Raw genomic sequence first — 18,095 nt, 5'->3', positions numbered from 1 at the left:
TGGATTCCATACATCACGTTTTGACAGGTTGACCACTGATGCAATCAGAAAGATAATTGATTTAATTTTTTCAAAACATGTAACCTGTCGTTAGGTTACATAATATCAGTCACTTAGGGATAGTCATGACAGCGTACAAAGGAATCTCCGAACTCACTTCAATCAAGATTCTTTCATGGTTTTTTGGGGTGACGATTTTTATAGTTACGATTTTGATATCGACTTCAGTTATACCTAATTACTCGCTTTCCCTTACTCCAAAAGGGTTCGAAAATTTCATTACACTCTTCAATGCGCCAATTAAGTTAGCCGCAGCTTACGCTGCAATTGTGGGCTTAATTTCATTAAATCACAGATCAATACAAACTAAAGAGCAACTCGATAGAGCAAGTACACAGATAGCGCAGATTCAAGCTCAGAACCTTTTTGCAAATTACTATAAACATCGAGAAGAGTTCGTAAAGTACAGTGACAAAATCGCTGGAGCGTTAGAGTGTCAACCTATAGATGTAGCTGGATTGGTACATATCAACTTATTCCCTAATGCTAAAGGCGGTGATTATGCTCCTTATGAAATTACAAACACCGATTTTTTTGAGCGTTTAGCTAAGATAATTAACGAGTGTCAGACCTGTATCGATGAAGGGAAGTACAACAGAGTAAAAAGCTCGTCGTTCCAATTTCCACTAAGTAAAGCATTTAATGATCTTGAAATCCTCACTGGTACAAGAAGAAGCAAAAATTGGAATTTTGACAACACTATCTCACCATACAATTTTGCAAATAGTGTTCACTCTATGGCATCAATTTTCTTCTTACTTCTAAGTGACTACTGGGTAATGGCTCGATTCGAAAAGGACATTCAAACTGCCGAGACCCGTAAAGTTATGTGGGCTTTGGGCGACTTTAAAGATAACTTCAAGTGTAATGTTGAGTTAGAGATTAATACGCAAATAAAGCCATATCTAGAAAATATAACAAGGGCTATTTCCAACCTGTAAGTCGCTTTGACCAATCGATGAGAGGTTTTCAACACCTCAGATTATCTGTTAAATGTTAATTTAATAAAAGATGTAACTCGCTTCTGTCCAGAACCTTCATAAGCTGAATTTTTACCCGTGGTATTTTCTAGTTCAAAAGTCCTCCTTTCCGACTCAGAACCGAACTCTATATGAGTTGTCGGGAGATTTTCTTTTACCCTCCCTACATCAAACGGATCCATAGCTGATCTTCCTAGCGACTTACAACGTAAGAGGCCGATTAAAAGGGAGAAAAAATTATGGCCACCGTTTATGTCAGCATCGGAAGCAACATTAACCGCGAACATCACATCACAGAATCTCTCAAAGCATTGAATAGTCACTTTGCACCTCTGAACATTTCTAATTTCTACGATTGTGAGCCTGTTGGTTTTGAAGGGGACAACTTCCTTAACCTAGTCGCAGGGTTTGAATGTGACCTTTCTATCGCTGAACTGGCTAAGGTTCTGCATCAAATCGAATTAGAGAATGACCGCAAGCGTGAAACTAAAGAATACGCTTCGCGCACGATGGATATCGATATCCTTCTTTACGGTAACGAAGTAGGCATTATTGATGGAGTAGAGCTGCCGCGAGGTGAAATCACCGAGTACGCTTTTGTGCTTCGACCGTTAGTTGATGTTGCCGCGCAAGAACTTCATCCCACTCTAGATATCTCTTTTCAGCATCTCTGGAACAACTTCGATCAGCTGAGTCAGAAAACCGAACTTATACCGTTCGAGGTCAGCTTCACTTAGTCCCTGTAACTGCTTTAAACAGAACGCTTGAGCTTTATTGATCTTTTCCTCTAATAGGCACGTAACTCACTCTACCTTCTAAGGATCGGAAACTGTTATGAATCACAATGCGATTATCACCATCACAAATCTCAGATTAAGAACCTTCATCGGCTTCAACGAAGAAGAAAAAACCAAGCAGCAAGACATCGTCATAAATGCGGAGATCCATTATCCCGCGAACAACCTTTGCCTCTCTGATGATGTGGAGAACGCACTTAACTACAAAAATATCTGCAAAAAAATTATTGAACATGTTGAATCTGGACGGTTTCTGCTTTTAGAAAAGTTAACCAGCGACGTACTCGGTATTTGTATCGACCATTCATGGGTCCGATACGCTCAGGTGAGAATTGACAAGCCTCATGCTCTACGTTTCGCCGATTCCGTCTCGCTCACCCTGAGCTATGAAGCAGAACTTGAAGATTAACTCATAAGGAGCGACTCAATGCTAACCACAGAAGCTGAAAAAGTAAGAGAAGCTTTGCTCGAAAAGGGACTAGAAACCCCGATGACATCGAGCGAAATGAACCCCGACCAGAAGTACAACCGCATCAAAGGGCTTTTGACGGAAGTTGTCAGTACGCTCGGGCTGGATTTAACCGATGACAGTCTCGCTGAAACACCTCATCGCATTGCAAAGATGTACGTTCACGAGATATTTTCAGGGCTCGACTACAATAACTTCCCAAAAATTAGTGTTATCGACAACAAAATGTCAGTTGATGAAATGGTTAAGGTATCGGATATAGATTTAACTTCGACGTGCGAACATCACTTCATCACCATCGATGGTTTAGCACAAGTGGCTTATATCCCAGAATCCAAGATTCTTGGGCTATCTAAAATAAACCGTATTGTTCGATTCTTTGCTCAGCGTCCGCAGGTTCAAGAACGCCTTACTCAACAAATCCTGGTCGCGATACAGGCTCTGGTTGAAACAGAAAATGTGGCTGTGACGATTAAAGCAACTCACTACTGCGTTAAATCGAGAGGCGTTATGGACGCTAACTCTGAAACCACCACAACCGCGCTTGGTGGCAGTTTCAAAACTAACCCTCAAACTAGAGCTGAGTTTTTACGATGAGTGAAACGATTCTAATAACTGGAGTGGGGAAGCGTTTAGGATTCGCTCTGGCGCAGCAACTTATATCTGACGGATACAAAGTCGTTGGCACTTACCGAAGCGACTATCCCCAGCTGAAAATACTGCGCGACAGTGGAGCCGACTTGCAACAGGTAGATTTTTATCAACAAAGTAGCTTAGAGGTTTTTTTGCATTATGTTGGTCAAGAATATAAGGCGATTCGAGCCATCATCCATAACGCTTCCGACTGGCAACCGGAGAACAAGACAAACCCCAGTGAAAACGCATTACAAATCATGAACCAGATGATGACGGTTCACGCTACCGTGCCTTATCTGGTTAACTTAACGCTCAAAGACCAATTAATGTCTGGCGATAAAACGTCGGACATCATCCACATCAGTGATTACGTTGCGGAAAAAGGCAGTAAAAAACACATCGCTTACGCGGCCAGTAAAGCCGCACTCAACAACTTGACGCTGTCGTTCTCAGCGATGCTGGCTCCCAAGGTGAAAGTCAATACTGTCTCTCCTGCCATGATAAAATTCAATGAACATGATGACGAGGCGTACAAAACCAAAGCTCTGAAAAAAGCACTGATTCCCTCAGAGGCAGGCTTTGAAGAAGTGATAGATGGCATTAAGTTTGTTTTGGCTAGTCACTATATGACAGGAAGGACTTTGCACCTTGATGGCGGCAGGCACTTGAAGTGAAGTTCATGCGTTGTGATCTTGAGGCAGGATAGTCAACTAATCTATTCGTCTTTCATATCGTCTAACTACATTTTTTTAAGTTGTCCCTCGACACTTTTTGGGTTTTAGACATTAGAACGTGTTTGCATGGGCGACTCACCAAACAACTGCTTGTAGCTTTGGCAAAAATATCCCAGATGAAAAAAACCAAAGTCAAAGGCGATTTCATTGATGCACCGTTGTTCGCTCGGATTTTGCAGAATGCGCCGTACCTGGTTGAGACGTACATTTTGTATAAATTGTTTTGGTGATATGTCACAACAGGACTCAAAGGTGTATTGCAGCGTACGGCGACTGACATAAACCGCATCGCACAGTTCAGACACGGTGACGGGTTTACGGTACTGCGAGTTATCTAGGTACTGCCTAATTCGACGCATTGTATTCTCACGCTGTGAGGCATTGGTTTTTTGCATATTTTGATTAGACGATTGAGCGAACAATTCGACCAACATATCTTGAACAATGGATTGATGAGTTTGAAAAGACCAGCGAGATTTACTCGGGGAGAGTAGTAAGCTCAAGTAAGCTTTTATTTGTTGGGTGTAGTGTTGAGAGCAACCAAGAAAGTGGCTCTTGCTGTTTAACGATTCAATCTCTAGCTGTTGCTGAATCATTTCAACCAGTGAAGGGCTTATGACTAACCCATAAATAGAAAAGGTTTCTGGCGTAAGTAGCTCAAAATCCGCCCCAGCCTCACGGATCAAAATACTATCAGGATTACCTTGTGCGTAATTGATGTGTAAAGGTCTATCGTTAGCACTGATCCCTAACCAAATCCCTTCATTAATACGACATTGCTGCTTGAGTTTTCGGTTGCTGTCTTCTCGAAATAGGTGCACGTGAGAAAATTTTCGTTCACGGATCTGACCTAGAAAACTTCCTTGACTCAGTTGGTCATATTCTTGCTGCCAGTTAAAGAGGCTGGCTGCCTGCTGATTTGCATCAAATGTGTTGAATGTGCACAAATTAGGTGCATAACGCATCAACTCTTCATCCTTTCTCATCATTCCATGACCTACCCATGTGACCCATATTAGTACAGTGTGTCTTTAAGTTTATGTTTATTAATGCTTTTTTATGTTTGCCGATTCTTGATATTAATTCGGTTCAAAAATCGCTTAATTACTCATATATACAAAAGGTTATTGAGCAAGAACTGAACCAGTTTATGAAGAGGGAATTTATGACAGCAGCTTATCGCCGACAACAAGGGCACCTGGTTTTTAACTTTGAGTCGTTAGCAGATCTGATGGCAAAGGCTACGCCAGAGCGTTCAGGGGATGTTTTGGCTGGTGTATCTGCGACTTCTGCTGCAGAGCGTGTTGTAGCTCAGATGACACTGGCAGACTTGCCCCTAAAGACGTTTTTAAATGAAGCGGTGATCCCTTATGAAAGTGATGAAGTTACTCGTTTAATCATTGATAGCCATGATAGAGAGGCGTTTAAAGCGATTGATCACCTTACAGTGGGAGACTTTCGGAACTGGCTGCTAAGTGATGAAGCCGATAGTCTCACGCTTGCAAAGCTGCGTCCTGGTTTAACTCCAGAAATGGTGGCTGCAGTGAGTAAGATCATGCGTAATCAGGATTTGATCCAAGTCGCCAAAAAATGTCGGGTAGTGACTGCGTTTCGTAACACCATTGGCTTGCCTAGTCGTTTATCCACCCGTTTACAGCCCAATCATCCAACCGATTCTCTCAATGGCATTGCCGCCAGTATTTTTGATGGTTTGATGTATGGCAATGGTGATGCTGTGATCGGCATTAATCCCGCAACAGATAATGTACCACAGGCAATTAAGTTGATGAATCTGATGGAAGAGGTCATTCAACACTACCAGATCCCGACCCAATCTTGCGTATTAACCCATGTTACCAACACGATTGAAGCGATTGAGATGGGCGCTCCGGTGGATCTCGTCTTTCAATCTATTGGTGGCACTCAAGGTACAAACGACACCTTTGGTATTAACCTTTCGATCCTTAAAGAAGCAAACGAAGCGGCGCTTTCGCTGAACCGAGGCACCGTTGGAAGTAACGTCATGTACTTTGAGACAGGGCAAGGAACATCTCTCTCTGCCAATGCTTTTCATGGTGTGGACCAACAAACTTGTGAGACACGGGCTTATGCCGTAGCGCGTCATTTTAATCCATTGTTGGTTAATACCGTGGTCGGCTTTATCGGCCCTGAATATCTCTTTGATGGAAAACAGATTATTCGAGCAGGGCTTGAGGACCATTTTTGTGGCAAATTGCTTGGCCTGCCGATGGGGTGTGATATCTGCTATACCAACCATGCCTATGCCGATCAAAATGATATGGATAACTTACTGACATTGCTCGGTGTCGCTGAGTGCTCGTTCATTATGGGGATTCCGGGTTCCGATGACATCATGCTCAATTATCAAACAACCTCGTTTCATGATGCACTTTATGCACGCAAGGTGTTGGGTTTAAAACCTGCACCGGAGTTTGAGGAGTGGCTAACTCAGATGCAGATTTTTGATGATGTAAAAGATGTGCGCCTAAATGAACGACTCTCCGGCTCATTTGCTGGCGCTCTAGCACAACTTAATGGAGGCCCCGCACATGGGTAAGGTGTTCTCTATGGCAAAACATTCTGCTTCTAAGTTGGTAACTCAAAACCCTTGGCACGAGCTTAAAGGTTTTACATCGGCACGTATTGCACTGGGTCGAAGTGGAAATAGCGTTCCAACTAAAGAGTTGCTTTCATTTCAACTCGACCATGCACAGGCGATGGATGCCGTTCATTGTGCTTTAGATGTGGATTCATTGGTTGAGCTCATCGCTCAATCAAACTCGGTCATTCAACACACTTCTCAGGCACCAATTAAGGCGCACAGCAAAGCGACAGACAGATTCATGTATTTGCAAAGGCCGGATCTTGGTCGTGAGCTTGATGACGTCTGTTGGAATCAGTTGCAAGCCGTTCTTCATTCAGAGTCTCCCTCGTTTGATCTCGCGATAGTAGTGGCTGATGGCTTGTCTTCAATTGCCATTCAAAATCATGCAAATCCAGTCATTGAGCATCTGCTTTCTTTATTAGGGGAAGACGAAGTGCCGTGGCATGTTGCTCCTATTACTGTTGTGAGGCAGGGCCGAGTGGCAATAGGAGATGATGTTTGCGAGTGCTTACAAGCCAAGATGGTGGTGGTTTTGATTGGTGAACGCCCGGGACTGACCTCTCCAGATAGCATGGGTATGTACCTGACTTGGCAGGCAAGAAGAGGAGCAAAAGACTCTGATAGGAACTGCATTTCTAATATTCGCCCACAGGGGTTGGCTTATGAAGATGCGTGCAAGCGAGCGGTATACCTATTGAAGGAAGCTCGTCGGCTAGAGCTTTCTGGGGTCAACCTTAAAGACCGTTCGAGTATCGAGGAAGAAGGTGGTGAGCAGTTAGAAGACAAGCACACAGGCAATTTTTTAATTGGATAAAAGACAAAAATAGAGGGATTTACAATGTCAGAACATCAGGAATATTTGGCGCAAAGACAACTTAAAAGGGGCACTGCTGGGTGGATTTTGCTAGCAGGGTTAGGCGTTTCATACGTGATCTCTGGTGACTTTGCAGGCTGGAACTTTGGTATCGGTCAAGCTGGTTGGGGAGGCTTTCTTATTGCTGCAATTGCTATGGCGGTGATGTACTTTACCCTTGTCCTTTCTTTGGCGGAGATGTCTGCGGCTATTCCCGCTGCAGGAGGTGGCTATAGTTTTGCTCGACAAGCCATGGGACCAACGGGGGGATTTTTTACCGGCTTATCCGTCTTAATTGAGTATGCCCTTGCACCTGCCGCGATTGTCATTTTTATTGGCTCAGCGGTGAATGAACTAATGGGTATCGATGGTCCTCTTGTTTACGCGATCTTTTATGCCATCTTTATCGGTATTCATATGGCAGGGGTAGGAGAAGCTCTGAAAGTCATGATGGTCATCAGTGGGTTAGCCGTACTAGCAATTCTTATGACAGCAGGCGTATTGGTTAGTGAGTTTGATGCTAATAATCTGTTTGATATCGCTCCGGCAACCGCACAAGCCACAGAACTACTTCCTTTTGGTTGGTATGGTGTATGGGCGGCACTACCGTTTGCAATGTGGCTTTTTCTTGCGGTAGAAGGGGTTCCACTGGCTGCTGAAGAGGCGAAAAACCCGGCCAAGGATGTACCCAAAGGTATTATCGGCGCAATGTTATTCTTACTGGTCACCGCTACCTTAGTCGTTCTGCTGCTTGCGGGCGCTGTGGGTTCTGAAGCGATTGCGAATAGTGCCGTTCCTCTAGTCGATGCCTTGAAGTTGACCGGTAATCCAACCGTTGCAACGGCTGTTAATATACTAGGACTTGCAGGACTTATTGCTTCATTCTTCTCGATTATCTACGGTTATAGCCGCTTAGTGTTTGCATTGTCTCGTGCGGGTTACTTGCCTCAAAGCTTGTCGCTTACAAACAAAAACAAAGTGCCTGCTCGTGCTTTAGTGGTGCCGGGTGTGTTTGGTTTTGCTGTGTCATTGACCGGAGAAGGCGACCTGATCTTGGCGATGGCAGTAGTGGGGGCGACAGTGTCTTATGCATTAATGTCGCTTAGTCATATATTGTTGCGTATCAAGCAACCAGAGCTTCACCGTCCATACAAAACACCGGGTGGCATGCTGACTTCCGGCACTTCACTAGTGCTGTCGCTTATTGCAATGACGGGTGTTTATGCTTTTGACCCATCTGCATTCTTTATGACTATGGGACTCTTTGTGATTGGTGGTGCTTATTATGGCCTATATAGCCGTAATAAATTAGTCGCATCGACCGCTGAGGAAGAGTTTGAGATGCTGTCGGTTGCAGAGAAAGAGCTTGAGGCTACTAATTAGATCCAATTTCTAATGGTATTTAAGGCTCTAGTGCTTTGCTGGAGCCTTTATTACACTACTTGTAGTAACTTGCGTGTAAACCCCAATCGCCATCACCTCTAACGATAAATATTAATTCAGAAATAGTGCCGTTTTAGGATCATTTTCTTGGAACGTTTTTGTCCAGACACTTGTCATGATTTTTTATAACGAGTTAGATTCATAGCGACGAGCCCCGAAGTTCATTGATAGTGAAGTTTTTATCGCGCTAATCATGTCGATTGCCTTTCTCTAAAGATAAGTTGAAATGATGCAAAGGAAGAATTCGGCATAGATTATGAATTGGATTGATTCAGTAGACGGAATATATGATTCACTAGTAATTAGGATGAATTACTGTTCGCATGTGTATATGTAGCCTACTCCAGACTAATTTCCCTCACACCCCAACACTGCGACAAACGCATCCAAATACTTTTCTATAGTTAAATCCGCAGAAACGGGCGGTAGTTCTACAGTAATGCACGGTAGGTTTCTTTCCTGACACCATGTGCCGAATGAGCCTGGGGTTTCGTAATCGACGTCTTCAACGAGCGGCAGGTTGAATTGCTTACCTAGCCAAGTGGTGAGTTCTGATCGATCGGGGTCATCGACCATGGCGAGTGGTTCGTGAAAAGAGATGACGAATTTAGGTTGGCGCTGTTCGATGAGGTTTATGAGCGATTGCACTTCAGGTTCAAGTTGTTCGGCTTGCCCGGTTTTCACTTTTACATCTCTGACTGGTGTGTGGGAGCTCCAGCGATAGACAGTGCCGTTTTCTGTCCAGTTTTGAGTTGGGAAGGCGCGGTTTAGATCGACTTGGTTTGCGTTGGCACGAGTACCCAATTGATTGCCGTCTGGGTTCATCGACAGAATCACATCGTGTCGTAAGTTGGCCGCTGGCAAGCTTCTTAGGGCGCAAGACAAACCTGCGATTGAAGCGGTTTCATCGCCGTGTGTGCCTGCTAAAATCAGCCCGCGAGATTCGCTTTCTACTTGTGCGGGGAAATAGAGCAAAGGGGCACCCAACACCGATTTTCCATATGACAGCGGCTTTATCGAAAACGCAGCTCTTTCCGTTCTTGGAATTAAACTCACCTTAATCTCCTGATTGATCAAGTACTATCAAGTATTCACTATTGGCTATATTAATCGTTAACTAAGTCCATTAGATGAACCCCTTTAAATAAACCATAGCGTCAAAACTCGTCAACCGTCGCATTGTTAATTTTATTACTTGCTTCAAAGATAGGCTAGGAGAGCAAACAAACATGGATTTTAAAAAACATTCAACGGCTTTACTCATTTCATTTTTATTGACCCCTTTTATATCAGTGACTGCCGTTGCTGAAACCTTACCTGCTGGTGTTTCGCTGGCAAAAGACCAACATTTAGTTCGTGCTAACGATGCAGAAGCGGCGACGCTTGACCCTGCGAAAGCAGAAGGCCTGCCAGAAATGCACATTCTACGTGACCTATTTGAAGGTTTAGTGATTCAAGATCGCGATGGCAATATCACCCCAGGTGTTGCACAGTCTTGGGAAACCGAAGACAACCAGACGTTTGTATTCCACCTACGTAAAGACGCGAAATGGTCGAATGGCGATCCAGTGACGGCCGATGATTTCGTGTATGCGATAAGACGCGCGGTCGATCCTAAAACGGCATCGCCGAATGTTTGGTATCTCAAGCTTACTCAAATCAACAACATTGCTGACGTAGCCGAAGGCAAAAAGCCCGTTGAAGAGTTAGGTATCTCTGCCGTCGATAAACACACGGTGAAATTCGAACTCGATAGTAAAGTGCCTTACTTTGTGGCGATGACAGGCCACACATCCATGATGCCAGTGCACAAAGCAACCCTAGAAAGTAGTGACAAGCCGTGGAGCGATCCTAAGCAATTTGTTGGTAATGGTGCATTCGTACTAGATGAGTGGGTGGTGAACGAGCGCATTGAGCTTAAGAAGAACCCGACGTACTGGGACAGTTCAGATACCCACTTAACCGAAGTAACTTATATTCCGTTTGAGAATCAGAATGCCTCGATTAACCGTTATGCGGTGGGCGAGGTCGATATTACTTCGGACGTGCCTACACACATGGCGCAGCAGCTTAAAAGCAAATATCAAGATGCGTTTACCACAGTGCCTCTGTTGTGTACTTACTACTACGCATTCAATACTACGCGACCACCTTTTGATGATGCGCGAGTACGTAAAGCTGTCTCTTATTCTATGATGCGTGACGTTATCACCAATGGTGTGACTCAGGTGGGCAACTTACCGGCTTATACCTTTGCTCATGAGTACACGGCTGGTTTTGATGCAACACAACCTGAATACAGCACGTGGACTCAAAAGGAACGAGACCAAAAGGCGAAGGAGCTGTTGAAAGAAGCGGGCTACGATGCGTCTAACCCATTGGATTTCAAACTGCTTTACAATACCAGTGAATCGAACAAGTCGATTGCAGTGGCGATTGCATCAATGCTGAAAGGCAACTTAGGCGCACAAGTTGAACTAGAAAACCAAGAGTGGAAGTCTTACTTGGTATCGCGTCGCCAAGGTGATTTTGATGTGATGCGCGCGTCTTGGTGTGGCGATTACAATGAAGCGTCGACCTTCTTGAGCTTATTGCGCTCTGAGTCTTCAGGTAACTTTGCGCGTTACAACAATGACAAGTACGACGCTGCAATGGACAGCGCACTGTCAGCAACCAACGAGCAAGATCGTCAAGGATTCTATGATCAAGCGGAGCAGTTACTGGCTGAAGATATGCCTATCGCCCCCATCTATTACTACATGCAGGCTCGTCTAGTGCGACCAAGTGTGGGTGGCTTTGCAAAGAACAACGTGGAAGGGCGCATCTACTCTAAGGATCTCTACATCAAAGAGTAATTGCGTTTGATTCATACGGCGACACAGCGCTAAAAACATGAAATAGAGAAAAGGGACGTTGATCATAAATATCTGATCAACGTCCCTTCGTCATTAATCTGTAACGGTAAGCGCAAAAAACTGAAACCTGATTGAAGTATTTTTCACTTTTATTTCAATCAGGTGAAGCCATGTTACCCCCTCTACGTGCTCTTGTTGCGTTCGAAGCTGTTGCCCGCCTCGGTTCTATTGGCGCTGCTGCGCGCGAGCTTTGTGTTACCCAAGCTGCGGTGAGTCAGCAGCTTAAAAGTTTAGAAACCTTTCTCGATACCACATTGTTTGAGCGCAGCTCCAAAGGCGTAAAGCTGACGTCGGCTGCCCAGCACTATCAACCGATTGTTGCGGGTTCATTAGCACACCTGAAATTACAGACTCAAATCCTCTTCGGGGAAAAAGAAACCGACGTGTTGAGCCTGCGCGTTAATCACACCTTTTGCCATAACTGGCTGTTACCTCGCCTGCCATCTTTTTATCAAAAATACCCTTTTATCAGGCTCGATATTCAGCTGGTGGACTGGCCATCAACCAATCCTTGTCAGAATGTCGATATCGAGCTGACCAACGGCAAGGTCGAAAGCGAAGACACTCATTGCGAGCGACTGTTTCAAGAACATTGGCAGTTGGTGTGTAGCCTAGACTTTAAAAACCAATATCAAGATGCCTTGGCTAAGCATGATTTTTCTGCTCTGCCGACAGTGCAAGTAAAAGGCTACCGAGAGAACTGGCTGCAATGGTTGAGTCACAACCAATTCGAGATGACCTTACCGAAGGTGCTACTTGAAGTGAGTAACTCTCTGCATGCATTAGAGGCGGTCAAACATGGAATTGGCGTGTTGTTGGTGCGTTCGCTAGCGGTGTCTGAGCTGTTGGAGAAAAACGATCTGGTTCTGGCGACTGAATCCTCAATGCCTGCCGAATCTGCCCACTATTTGATTACCAAACACAGACGCAGTGCCAAGGTGAATTTCTTTTGTGATTGGCTTTATCACCAGATGGAAGACGGTGAACTGGAAGAAAGATTTTCTAATGGGTAGCCATAAAAAAAATGAAGGGCGCTCTTACTAACCTGTCACACAAACCCCTTAATTTAACCGCATACAAATAAGGACGAGGTCACCATGAGTGCTTTCTCAGAACCAATGAAAAACCGCTTAAAGGTACTGCTATTTACTGCACCGTTGTTGGTGCCACTGTTTACTTTTTGGCTCGTACCATTTGGTTGTTCGATTTACATCAGCTTCACCGATTGGGATTACATCTCGCCAGATTATTCGTTCATCGGTTTAGAAAATTACGAGTACATGGTTGAGGACTACGAGTTCATCCAAGCGATGCTCAATACGTTTTGGTTCTCAGTTGGTGTGGTGATTCCCACCATTATTCTTGGCCTTGTGTTTGCCATGTTGCTGCACAAAAACTTCAAGGGTAGCCAGTTTTATCGTGCGGTGATCTTCTCGCCTTGGATTACACCAACGGTGGCAGTTTCGATTGTGTGGTCTTGGGTATTTGAGACCAAATCGGGCTTGGCAAACCACTTATTGGAGTCGGCAGGGTTTAGCGCGATTCCATGGTTAGAGAACGGAAACACGGCTTTGATTGCGGTGATTATCGTGACGGTGTGGCAGGCGATTGGTTGGACGATGCTGTTTTACATCAGTGCGCTCAACAAGATTCCAGAGTCGCTGTATGAAGCCTCTTTGATTGATGGTTGCAGCAGCTTAACGCGCTTTTTGAAGATTACGCTTCCACTGATTTCCCCAACCACTTTCTTCTTAGTGGTGGTCAACATTATTACGGCAATGCAGGCGTTCGATCAGTTCCAGATCTTAACGCAAGGAGGGCCGGGTGGTGAGACACGTACCTTGCTGTACTTGTTCTACCAACAAGCGTTTGAACGTTACGAAATGGGACCTGCGGCTGCGACATCGTTAGTGATATTCCTGATTACTGGATTATTGGCACTTATTAATACCTACATCGGCAAGCGCTGGGTGTACTACTAGTCGATTTTTGAAAGGACAGAATTATGACCACGCAAGTATTGGATGCCAATCAAGTATTAAATCAGAGCGCAGCGAAAGCCAAAGTTAGTCCCCAAACTAAAGCGACTAAATCAGAGGTTGTGTCAAAGAAAACCTCAGTGGATCGCCGTTCGTTCCTCGCACTAGCTAAGCATCTGTTCTTAGCAACCTGCGGAACCATAACGGTGTTCCCGTTCTTATGGATGCTGTCTGGTTCGCTGAAAAGTAACGATGAGATCTTTGCTAACCCGCTGGACTTGATTCCAGAGCAGTTTCGCTGGGAAACCTTTGTCGAAACCTTCCACAGCGCGCCGTTTGGCTTGTACATCTTCAACAGCTTTAGCGTGGCTTTGTTCACCACCTTGTTGGTGATTGTGAATTCAGCGATGTTTGCATACGCATTAACGCAGCTGAAGTTTCGTTCAAAGACAGTGCTCTATTTCATCGTGATGGGTTGTTACATGCTGCCAGGTGCAGTGACTTACATTCCGTCTTACATCACCTTGGCAAAACTGGGTTTGTTGGATTCACACATGGGCTTGGTAGCGTCGAACGCGGCGTCGGTTTTCGGTGTGTTCTATCTGCGCCAAGTATTTATCAAGGTGCATCCGTCGCTGATTGAAGCGGCACGAATTGATGGTGCAGGTGAGCTCAAAATCTTATGGGCAATCATCTTACCGCAATGCCGAGCAGCAGTCGCAACACTGTTCCTCATCACTTTTATTACCAATTACAACAGCTACATGTGGCCAAGTCTGGTGATTACGACTCAGGATTTAAATCTGATCGCTACTGGTATTCGTCACTACTTTATTGCCGAAGGTAACTATGGGTTGAACTGGTCGCAAATCATGGCGGCGAGCACCATTGCAGTATTGCCTTTGCTAATTCTATTCGTCATTTGTCAAAAGACGATTCTTTCAGGTATCGCCGATAACGGCGTAAAAGAGTAAACGGAAATGAAACTAAAAACTCTCGCACTAGTGTGTGCTAGCGCAGCAAGCGCGTCTATGTTCTCTAGCAGTGTTCTTGCCGCAACCGAAGTTAACTTCTGGTATTCCGGTGGTACTAAGCCACAGCAAATGATGACTAAGCTCATCGAAGAGTTCAACGCGAGTCAAGATGAGTATGTGGTGAAGCCAGCTTTGCAAGGCAACTACACGGAAACCTACCAGAAGCTGCAAGCCGGTCTAGCGTCTAGAACGGCACCTGAGCTTGTGCTGCTAGATTCAGGTCGTGCGGAAGCGATGCACGGACGTGGTTTGAGCCGTGACCTAACGCCGTTCATGGATGAAGAGTTCAACTTCTCTGATTTCATTGGCGCGTTTAAAGACCAAGTGACAGCAGACGATGGCACCATCATTGGCTTGCCTGCTTACGGCACAACTCAAGTGTTTTACTACAACAAGCAGGTATTGGCAGATAACGGCTTTACTGAGCAAGACTTAAACACATGGCAAGGCGTGGCTAAAGTCGCGGAGAAAGTTACCCAACGTGATGACAAAGGCAACGTGATCTTCTACGGCTGGGAGCCAATGTGGGGCCAAGACAACATGATTGATGCGGCTTTCTCTAACGGCGCGAAGATCATCAGTGATGATGGTAAAACAGTGTTAATCGATTCGGCTGAATGGGTTGAGGTGTGGGACAGTTTCCGTAAGTGGATCCACGACGATCAAATCATGCGTATTCACTACGGTGGCCAAGGCTGGGAATACTGGTACAAAACCATTGATGACGTAATGAAAGACAACGCGTTGGGTTATACAGGTTCATCGGGTGACCAAGGTGATTTGGACTTCACTAAGCTTTCAGCAACCACACAGCCAGGTTGGGGGGCAAACCCTTCTGCGCCACAAGCGGGTGCACTGGTTTACGTGATGCCAAAAGGCACAGACGAAGCAGCTGCAAAAGGCGCATTCGAGTTCGTTGAGTTCTACACCAATGCTAAGAACACGGCGGCATGGTCAATGTTCACGGGTTACATCCCAGTGCGTAACAGCGTTTCTGAAGTACCAGAATACCAAGCGTTCACTAAAGATAACCCGCAAGCTCTGATTCCTTTGAAGCAAGCGAACACGGCGACCAAAGACTTCCTAGACCCTACTAACGGTAAGATCATGGACGCTCTGAAAGTGGCAGCGGATCAGATTCAAATCCAAAACGTGCCTGCTGACCAAGCGCTAAAACAAGCGGCGAAGAAAGCACAACGTGCACTAGACCGAGCGAATCGTTCTTAATCTGTAAAGTGGTTAGCTCTTGGCTATTAGTAACGAAGAGCGATTAACTAACAAAGGCCCATCTATTCGGGTGGGCCTCTTTTGACCCAGTCCTTCAATTAGGACGAATTTGGTGAAGACAATGACCCAATTTCAAGGTGAGCTGCCGTTTGGCAGAGTACGTATCCCCTTTGATGTGCCAGCAGGTTCTCACTGCGTAACCATTACTGGTACGACGGTGAAAAAAGGATTCTTGTACGCAGCGGCCTACGATGCCAACCAAGCATTTCGTGGCAAAGTGCTATTTGAAAAGGCGCACAAGTCACTCTCTATCCAACCGAAAAACTCTGGTTTAGGTGCGATTGATGGTGCGATTCCATCAGGTGAGTGGTTCTTAGAGCTTTACAACCTGGAAGGTGAGTTTCGAACCGAGCGTGCGATGCAGTATCAAGTGGATGTGCTTTGCTCTGATGAGTTAGTTAATCATTCTAATGAGCTAAATACTGACGGAATTGAGAGTGAGCTAGAACTGAACCCAACAGTCACCGCTAATCACGATATCGAGTTCGACTACAGCCACATGTTGAGCTCTGATTCTCGTTGGTATCGTGGTGATTTACACGCCCACACTCAGCTTTCTGATGGTCACAATACCTTGGCCGCGGCGAAAGATATTGTGGAATCACAAGGGCTCGATTTCTTCTTCTTCACTGAGCACAACATCTGCCAGCCTAAACTGCCTGTATCAAACCAGTGTTTGTTCTTGCCTGCGCTAGAAGTGACGACCGATCTCGGGCACTTCAATGTGCATGGCCCGGTTAAGTCATTAGACCTTAGAGACGTTGAACATAGCAGCCAAGCGACGATGGAAGCGGGATTGAATTTGGCAAAAAGTGGACACAGCTCCCTTGGCATTAATCACCCAATGATGAAGCCGTGGCATTGGCATTACGATCAAGTGGATCTAAGCCAAGTGTCTACGTTTGAAGTGTGTTGTGACCCTACTTGGTCAACTTCACCAAAAGCGACCGAAGAGGCGTTATTGGTTCTTAATGAAATGTGGAATTGTGGCCAGCGCATTACCGCGATTGGCGGCAGCGATTCACACCTTGAACCGCATGAACGTAATCCTAAAGCCGATGAGCCTTCTATCTACGGTGACCCATCAACATTCGTTTACAGCCATGGTTTGAGTGGTGAAGGCATCTTGTCTGGAATGCGCAATGGGCAAGTTTACCTAGAGCGTCGTTGCGGCTTGAAGTTTGATATCAATTTAGGTGACGTACTGCCGGGTAATGACTCTCAAGGCCAGCCACTAACATACCGAATTGCCGTCTCTGACTCAGAAAACTCTTACTACGCGGAGTGCGTGGTCGATGGCGAGATTATTGACCGAATCGTTTTGAGTGATGAGCTACAAAGTATCCATATTGATGAAGGCTACCGTTGGTGTCGAGTGGATATCCGTCGTGGAGAACTTTCTTCTGCATTAATCAACAGCCCTCAACCCGTATCTGACGAACGTGAGTTTGAAGGCTGCATCAACGCCGTATTCGACGGCAAACAACCAGAATTTAACCAACCCCTAGTGCGTACTTGGGGAGAACTAATGGAGCGAATGAGCCGTGATGAAGTTTAAGGCGATGTTATTTGATAAAGACGGCACATTGTTAGAGTTCCACAAGATGTGGCTTAACGTTTCTCGTGGTGCTTGTGAGCGTGTGAAATCTTACAGTGACCAACACCAAGGTAATCAAACTGTCACACCTGTTGAGTTACTCTTGGCCATCGGTGTTGAAGGTAATGTGGTTGATAACTATGGACTATTAGCCTCAAATCCAGTGGAAGATACCGCAACAGCGTGGTTCAACATGCTGCAACCGAATGTCTCGCTCACTGAATTCACTAAGGTGACCAAAGCCGCTTTCAATGATGAAGTGGAAGAGAACCCAAGCTGGATTGAAGCCCTGCCGGGTGTGGCTGAAAAGCTTGACCTGTTTAAGCAGCAAGGCATGATTTTAGGTATCGCGACCGCAGACACCAAAGACTCGACCATCTACACACTGGAGCAATCGGGTTTGAGCGAGATGTTCGATTATGTTGGTTATTCTGATGGCGATATCGAACCTAAACCAGCGCCCGCACTACTCAATGCCTTCTGTGAGCAATGCGGTATTGAGCCACATGAAGTGATCATGTTTGGTGACACGGTTTCAGATATGGAATTTGGCCGCAATGCAGGCGCAAGCAATGTCGGTGTTCTGACGGGGACTGCACAACACAGCGAGTTAGAGCCAGTGGCGGATCTGGTTATCGCATCAGTCGCCCATTTTGAGCTCAACCAACTGCAAGAACGTGGCTAA

At 45.4% G+C, this 18,095-nt stretch carries 17 protein-coding genes; 15 read left to right on the top strand and 2 right to left on the bottom strand.

The window, feature by feature from the left end; genetic code table 11:
* Positions 1-125 precede the first annotated feature (125 nt).
* The 5 genes from AB4161_RS10945 to folM all read left to right on the top strand — a co-directional run bounded on the left by AB4161_RS10945 (position 126) and on the right by folM (position 3,616).
* Positions 126-1,001 carry a hypothetical protein gene (locus AB4161_RS10945; RefSeq protein ID WP_372083340.1) on the top strand — a complete coding sequence of 292 codons (876 nt, stop codon included), beginning with the start codon at positions 126-128 and terminating at the stop codon, positions 999-1,001.
* 278 nt (positions 1,002-1,279) lie between these two features.
* Positions 1,280-1,777 carry a 2-amino-4-hydroxy-6-hydroxymethyldihydropteridine diphosphokinase gene (gene folK / locus AB4161_RS10940; RefSeq protein ID WP_372083339.1) on the top strand — a complete coding sequence of 166 codons (498 nt, stop codon included), beginning with the start codon at positions 1,280-1,282 and terminating at the stop codon, positions 1,775-1,777.
* A 97-nt stretch (positions 1,778-1,874) separates the two neighbouring features.
* Complete coding sequence (folX, locus tag AB4161_RS10935; protein ID WP_017067658.1) at positions 1,875-2,246, top strand: dihydroneopterin triphosphate 2'-epimerase; 372 nt, start codon at positions 1,875-1,877, stop codon at positions 2,244-2,246.
* An 18-nt stretch (positions 2,247-2,264) separates the two neighbouring features.
* Entirely contained in the window at positions 2,265-2,903 is a 639-nt protein-coding gene (folE, locus tag AB4161_RS10930) for a GTP cyclohydrolase I FolE (RefSeq protein WP_048611743.1), read from the top strand.
* Positions 2,900-3,616 carry a dihydromonapterin reductase gene (gene folM / locus AB4161_RS10925; protein ID WP_372083338.1) on the top strand — a complete coding sequence of 239 codons (717 nt, stop codon included), beginning with the start codon at positions 2,900-2,902 and terminating at the stop codon, positions 3,614-3,616. The genes folE and folM overlap by 4 nt, the downstream gene beginning before the upstream one ends.
* A gap of 104 nt (positions 3,617-3,720) precedes the next feature.
* On the opposite strand, the gene AB4161_RS10920 is transcribed toward folM, so the two are convergent.
* Positions 3,721-4,641, bottom strand: a complete 921-nt coding sequence (locus AB4161_RS10920; RefSeq protein WP_102393950.1) for a helix-turn-helix domain-containing protein — start codon at positions 4,639-4,641, stop codon at positions 3,721-3,723.
* A gap of 200 nt (positions 4,642-4,841) precedes the next feature.
* On the opposite strand from AB4161_RS10920, the gene AB4161_RS10915 reads away from it, so the two are divergent.
* The 3 genes from AB4161_RS10915 to eat are packed head-to-tail and all read left to right on the top strand — an operon-like array spanning position 4,842 to position 8,538.
* Positions 4,842-6,254 carry an ethanolamine ammonia-lyase subunit EutB gene (locus AB4161_RS10915; RefSeq protein ID WP_017061645.1) on the top strand — a complete coding sequence of 471 codons (1,413 nt, stop codon included), beginning with the start codon at positions 4,842-4,844 and terminating at the stop codon, positions 6,252-6,254.
* The gene (eutC, locus tag AB4161_RS10910) at positions 6,247-7,116 is read left to right on the top strand and encodes an ethanolamine ammonia-lyase subunit EutC (RefSeq protein ID WP_372083337.1); all 870 of its coding nucleotides are present in this window, start codon (positions 6,247-6,249) and stop codon (positions 7,114-7,116) included. The genes AB4161_RS10915 and eutC overlap by 8 nt, the downstream gene beginning before the upstream one ends.
* Before the next feature lie 24 nt (positions 7,117-7,140).
* A complete protein-coding gene (gene eat, locus AB4161_RS10905; RefSeq protein WP_017061647.1) occupies positions 7,141-8,538 on the top strand; it encodes an ethanolamine permease in 1,398 nt (465 codons plus the stop codon).
* A 408-nt stretch (positions 8,539-8,946) separates the two neighbouring features.
* Here eat and mpaA read toward each other — a convergent pair whose 3' ends face one another.
* Positions 8,947-9,654 (bottom strand): murein tripeptide amidase MpaA, encoded by a 708-nt coding sequence (gene mpaA, locus AB4161_RS10900; protein WP_372083336.1) that lies wholly within the window; start codon positions 9,652-9,654, stop codon positions 8,947-8,949.
* A gap of 173 nt (positions 9,655-9,827) precedes the next feature.
* Here mpaA and AB4161_RS10895 point away from each other — a divergent pair, with 173 nt between their 5' ends.
* The 7 genes from AB4161_RS10895 (at position 9,828) to AB4161_RS10865 (ending at position 18,095) form a co-directional block, all read left to right on the top strand.
* A complete protein-coding gene (locus tag AB4161_RS10895; protein WP_372083335.1) occupies positions 9,828-11,453 on the top strand; it encodes an ABC transporter substrate-binding protein in 1,626 nt (541 codons plus the stop codon).
* 170 nt (positions 11,454-11,623) lie between these two features.
* The gene (locus AB4161_RS10890) at positions 11,624-12,526 is read left to right on the top strand and encodes a LysR substrate-binding domain-containing protein (protein ID WP_372083334.1); all 903 of its coding nucleotides are present in this window, start codon (positions 11,624-11,626) and stop codon (positions 12,524-12,526) included.
* 84 nt (positions 12,527-12,610) lie between these two features.
* The gene (locus AB4161_RS10885) at positions 12,611-13,495 is read left to right on the top strand and encodes a carbohydrate ABC transporter permease (protein ID WP_372083333.1); all 885 of its coding nucleotides are present in this window, start codon (positions 12,611-12,613) and stop codon (positions 13,493-13,495) included.
* A gap of 23 nt (positions 13,496-13,518) precedes the next feature.
* Complete coding sequence (locus AB4161_RS10880) at positions 13,519-14,466, top strand: carbohydrate ABC transporter permease (RefSeq protein WP_372083332.1); 948 nt, start codon at positions 13,519-13,521, stop codon at positions 14,464-14,466.
* Between the two features lie 6 nt (positions 14,467-14,472).
* Positions 14,473-15,753, top strand: a complete 1,281-nt coding sequence (locus tag AB4161_RS10875; protein WP_372083331.1) for an extracellular solute-binding protein — start codon at positions 14,473-14,475, stop codon at positions 15,751-15,753.
* A 121-nt stretch (positions 15,754-15,874) separates the two neighbouring features.
* Positions 15,875-17,371 (top strand): CehA/McbA family metallohydrolase, encoded by a 1,497-nt coding sequence (locus AB4161_RS10870; RefSeq protein WP_372083330.1) that lies wholly within the window; start codon positions 15,875-15,877, stop codon positions 17,369-17,371.
* The gene (locus AB4161_RS10865) at positions 17,361-18,095 is read left to right on the top strand and encodes an HAD family hydrolase (protein ID WP_372083342.1); all 735 of its coding nucleotides are present in this window, start codon (positions 17,361-17,363) and stop codon (positions 18,093-18,095) included. The genes AB4161_RS10870 and AB4161_RS10865 overlap by 11 nt, the downstream gene beginning before the upstream one ends.

Origin of the sequence: Vibrio sp. 10N.286.51.E5 (genome assembly GCF_041469125.1) — a bacterium.
GTDB lineage: Bacteria > Pseudomonadota > Gammaproteobacteria > Enterobacterales > Vibrionaceae > Vibrio > Vibrio crassostreae_C.
The sequence above is the reverse complement of the archived record's forward strand: the minus strand, read 5'-3'. Positions and strand labels throughout refer to the sequence as shown.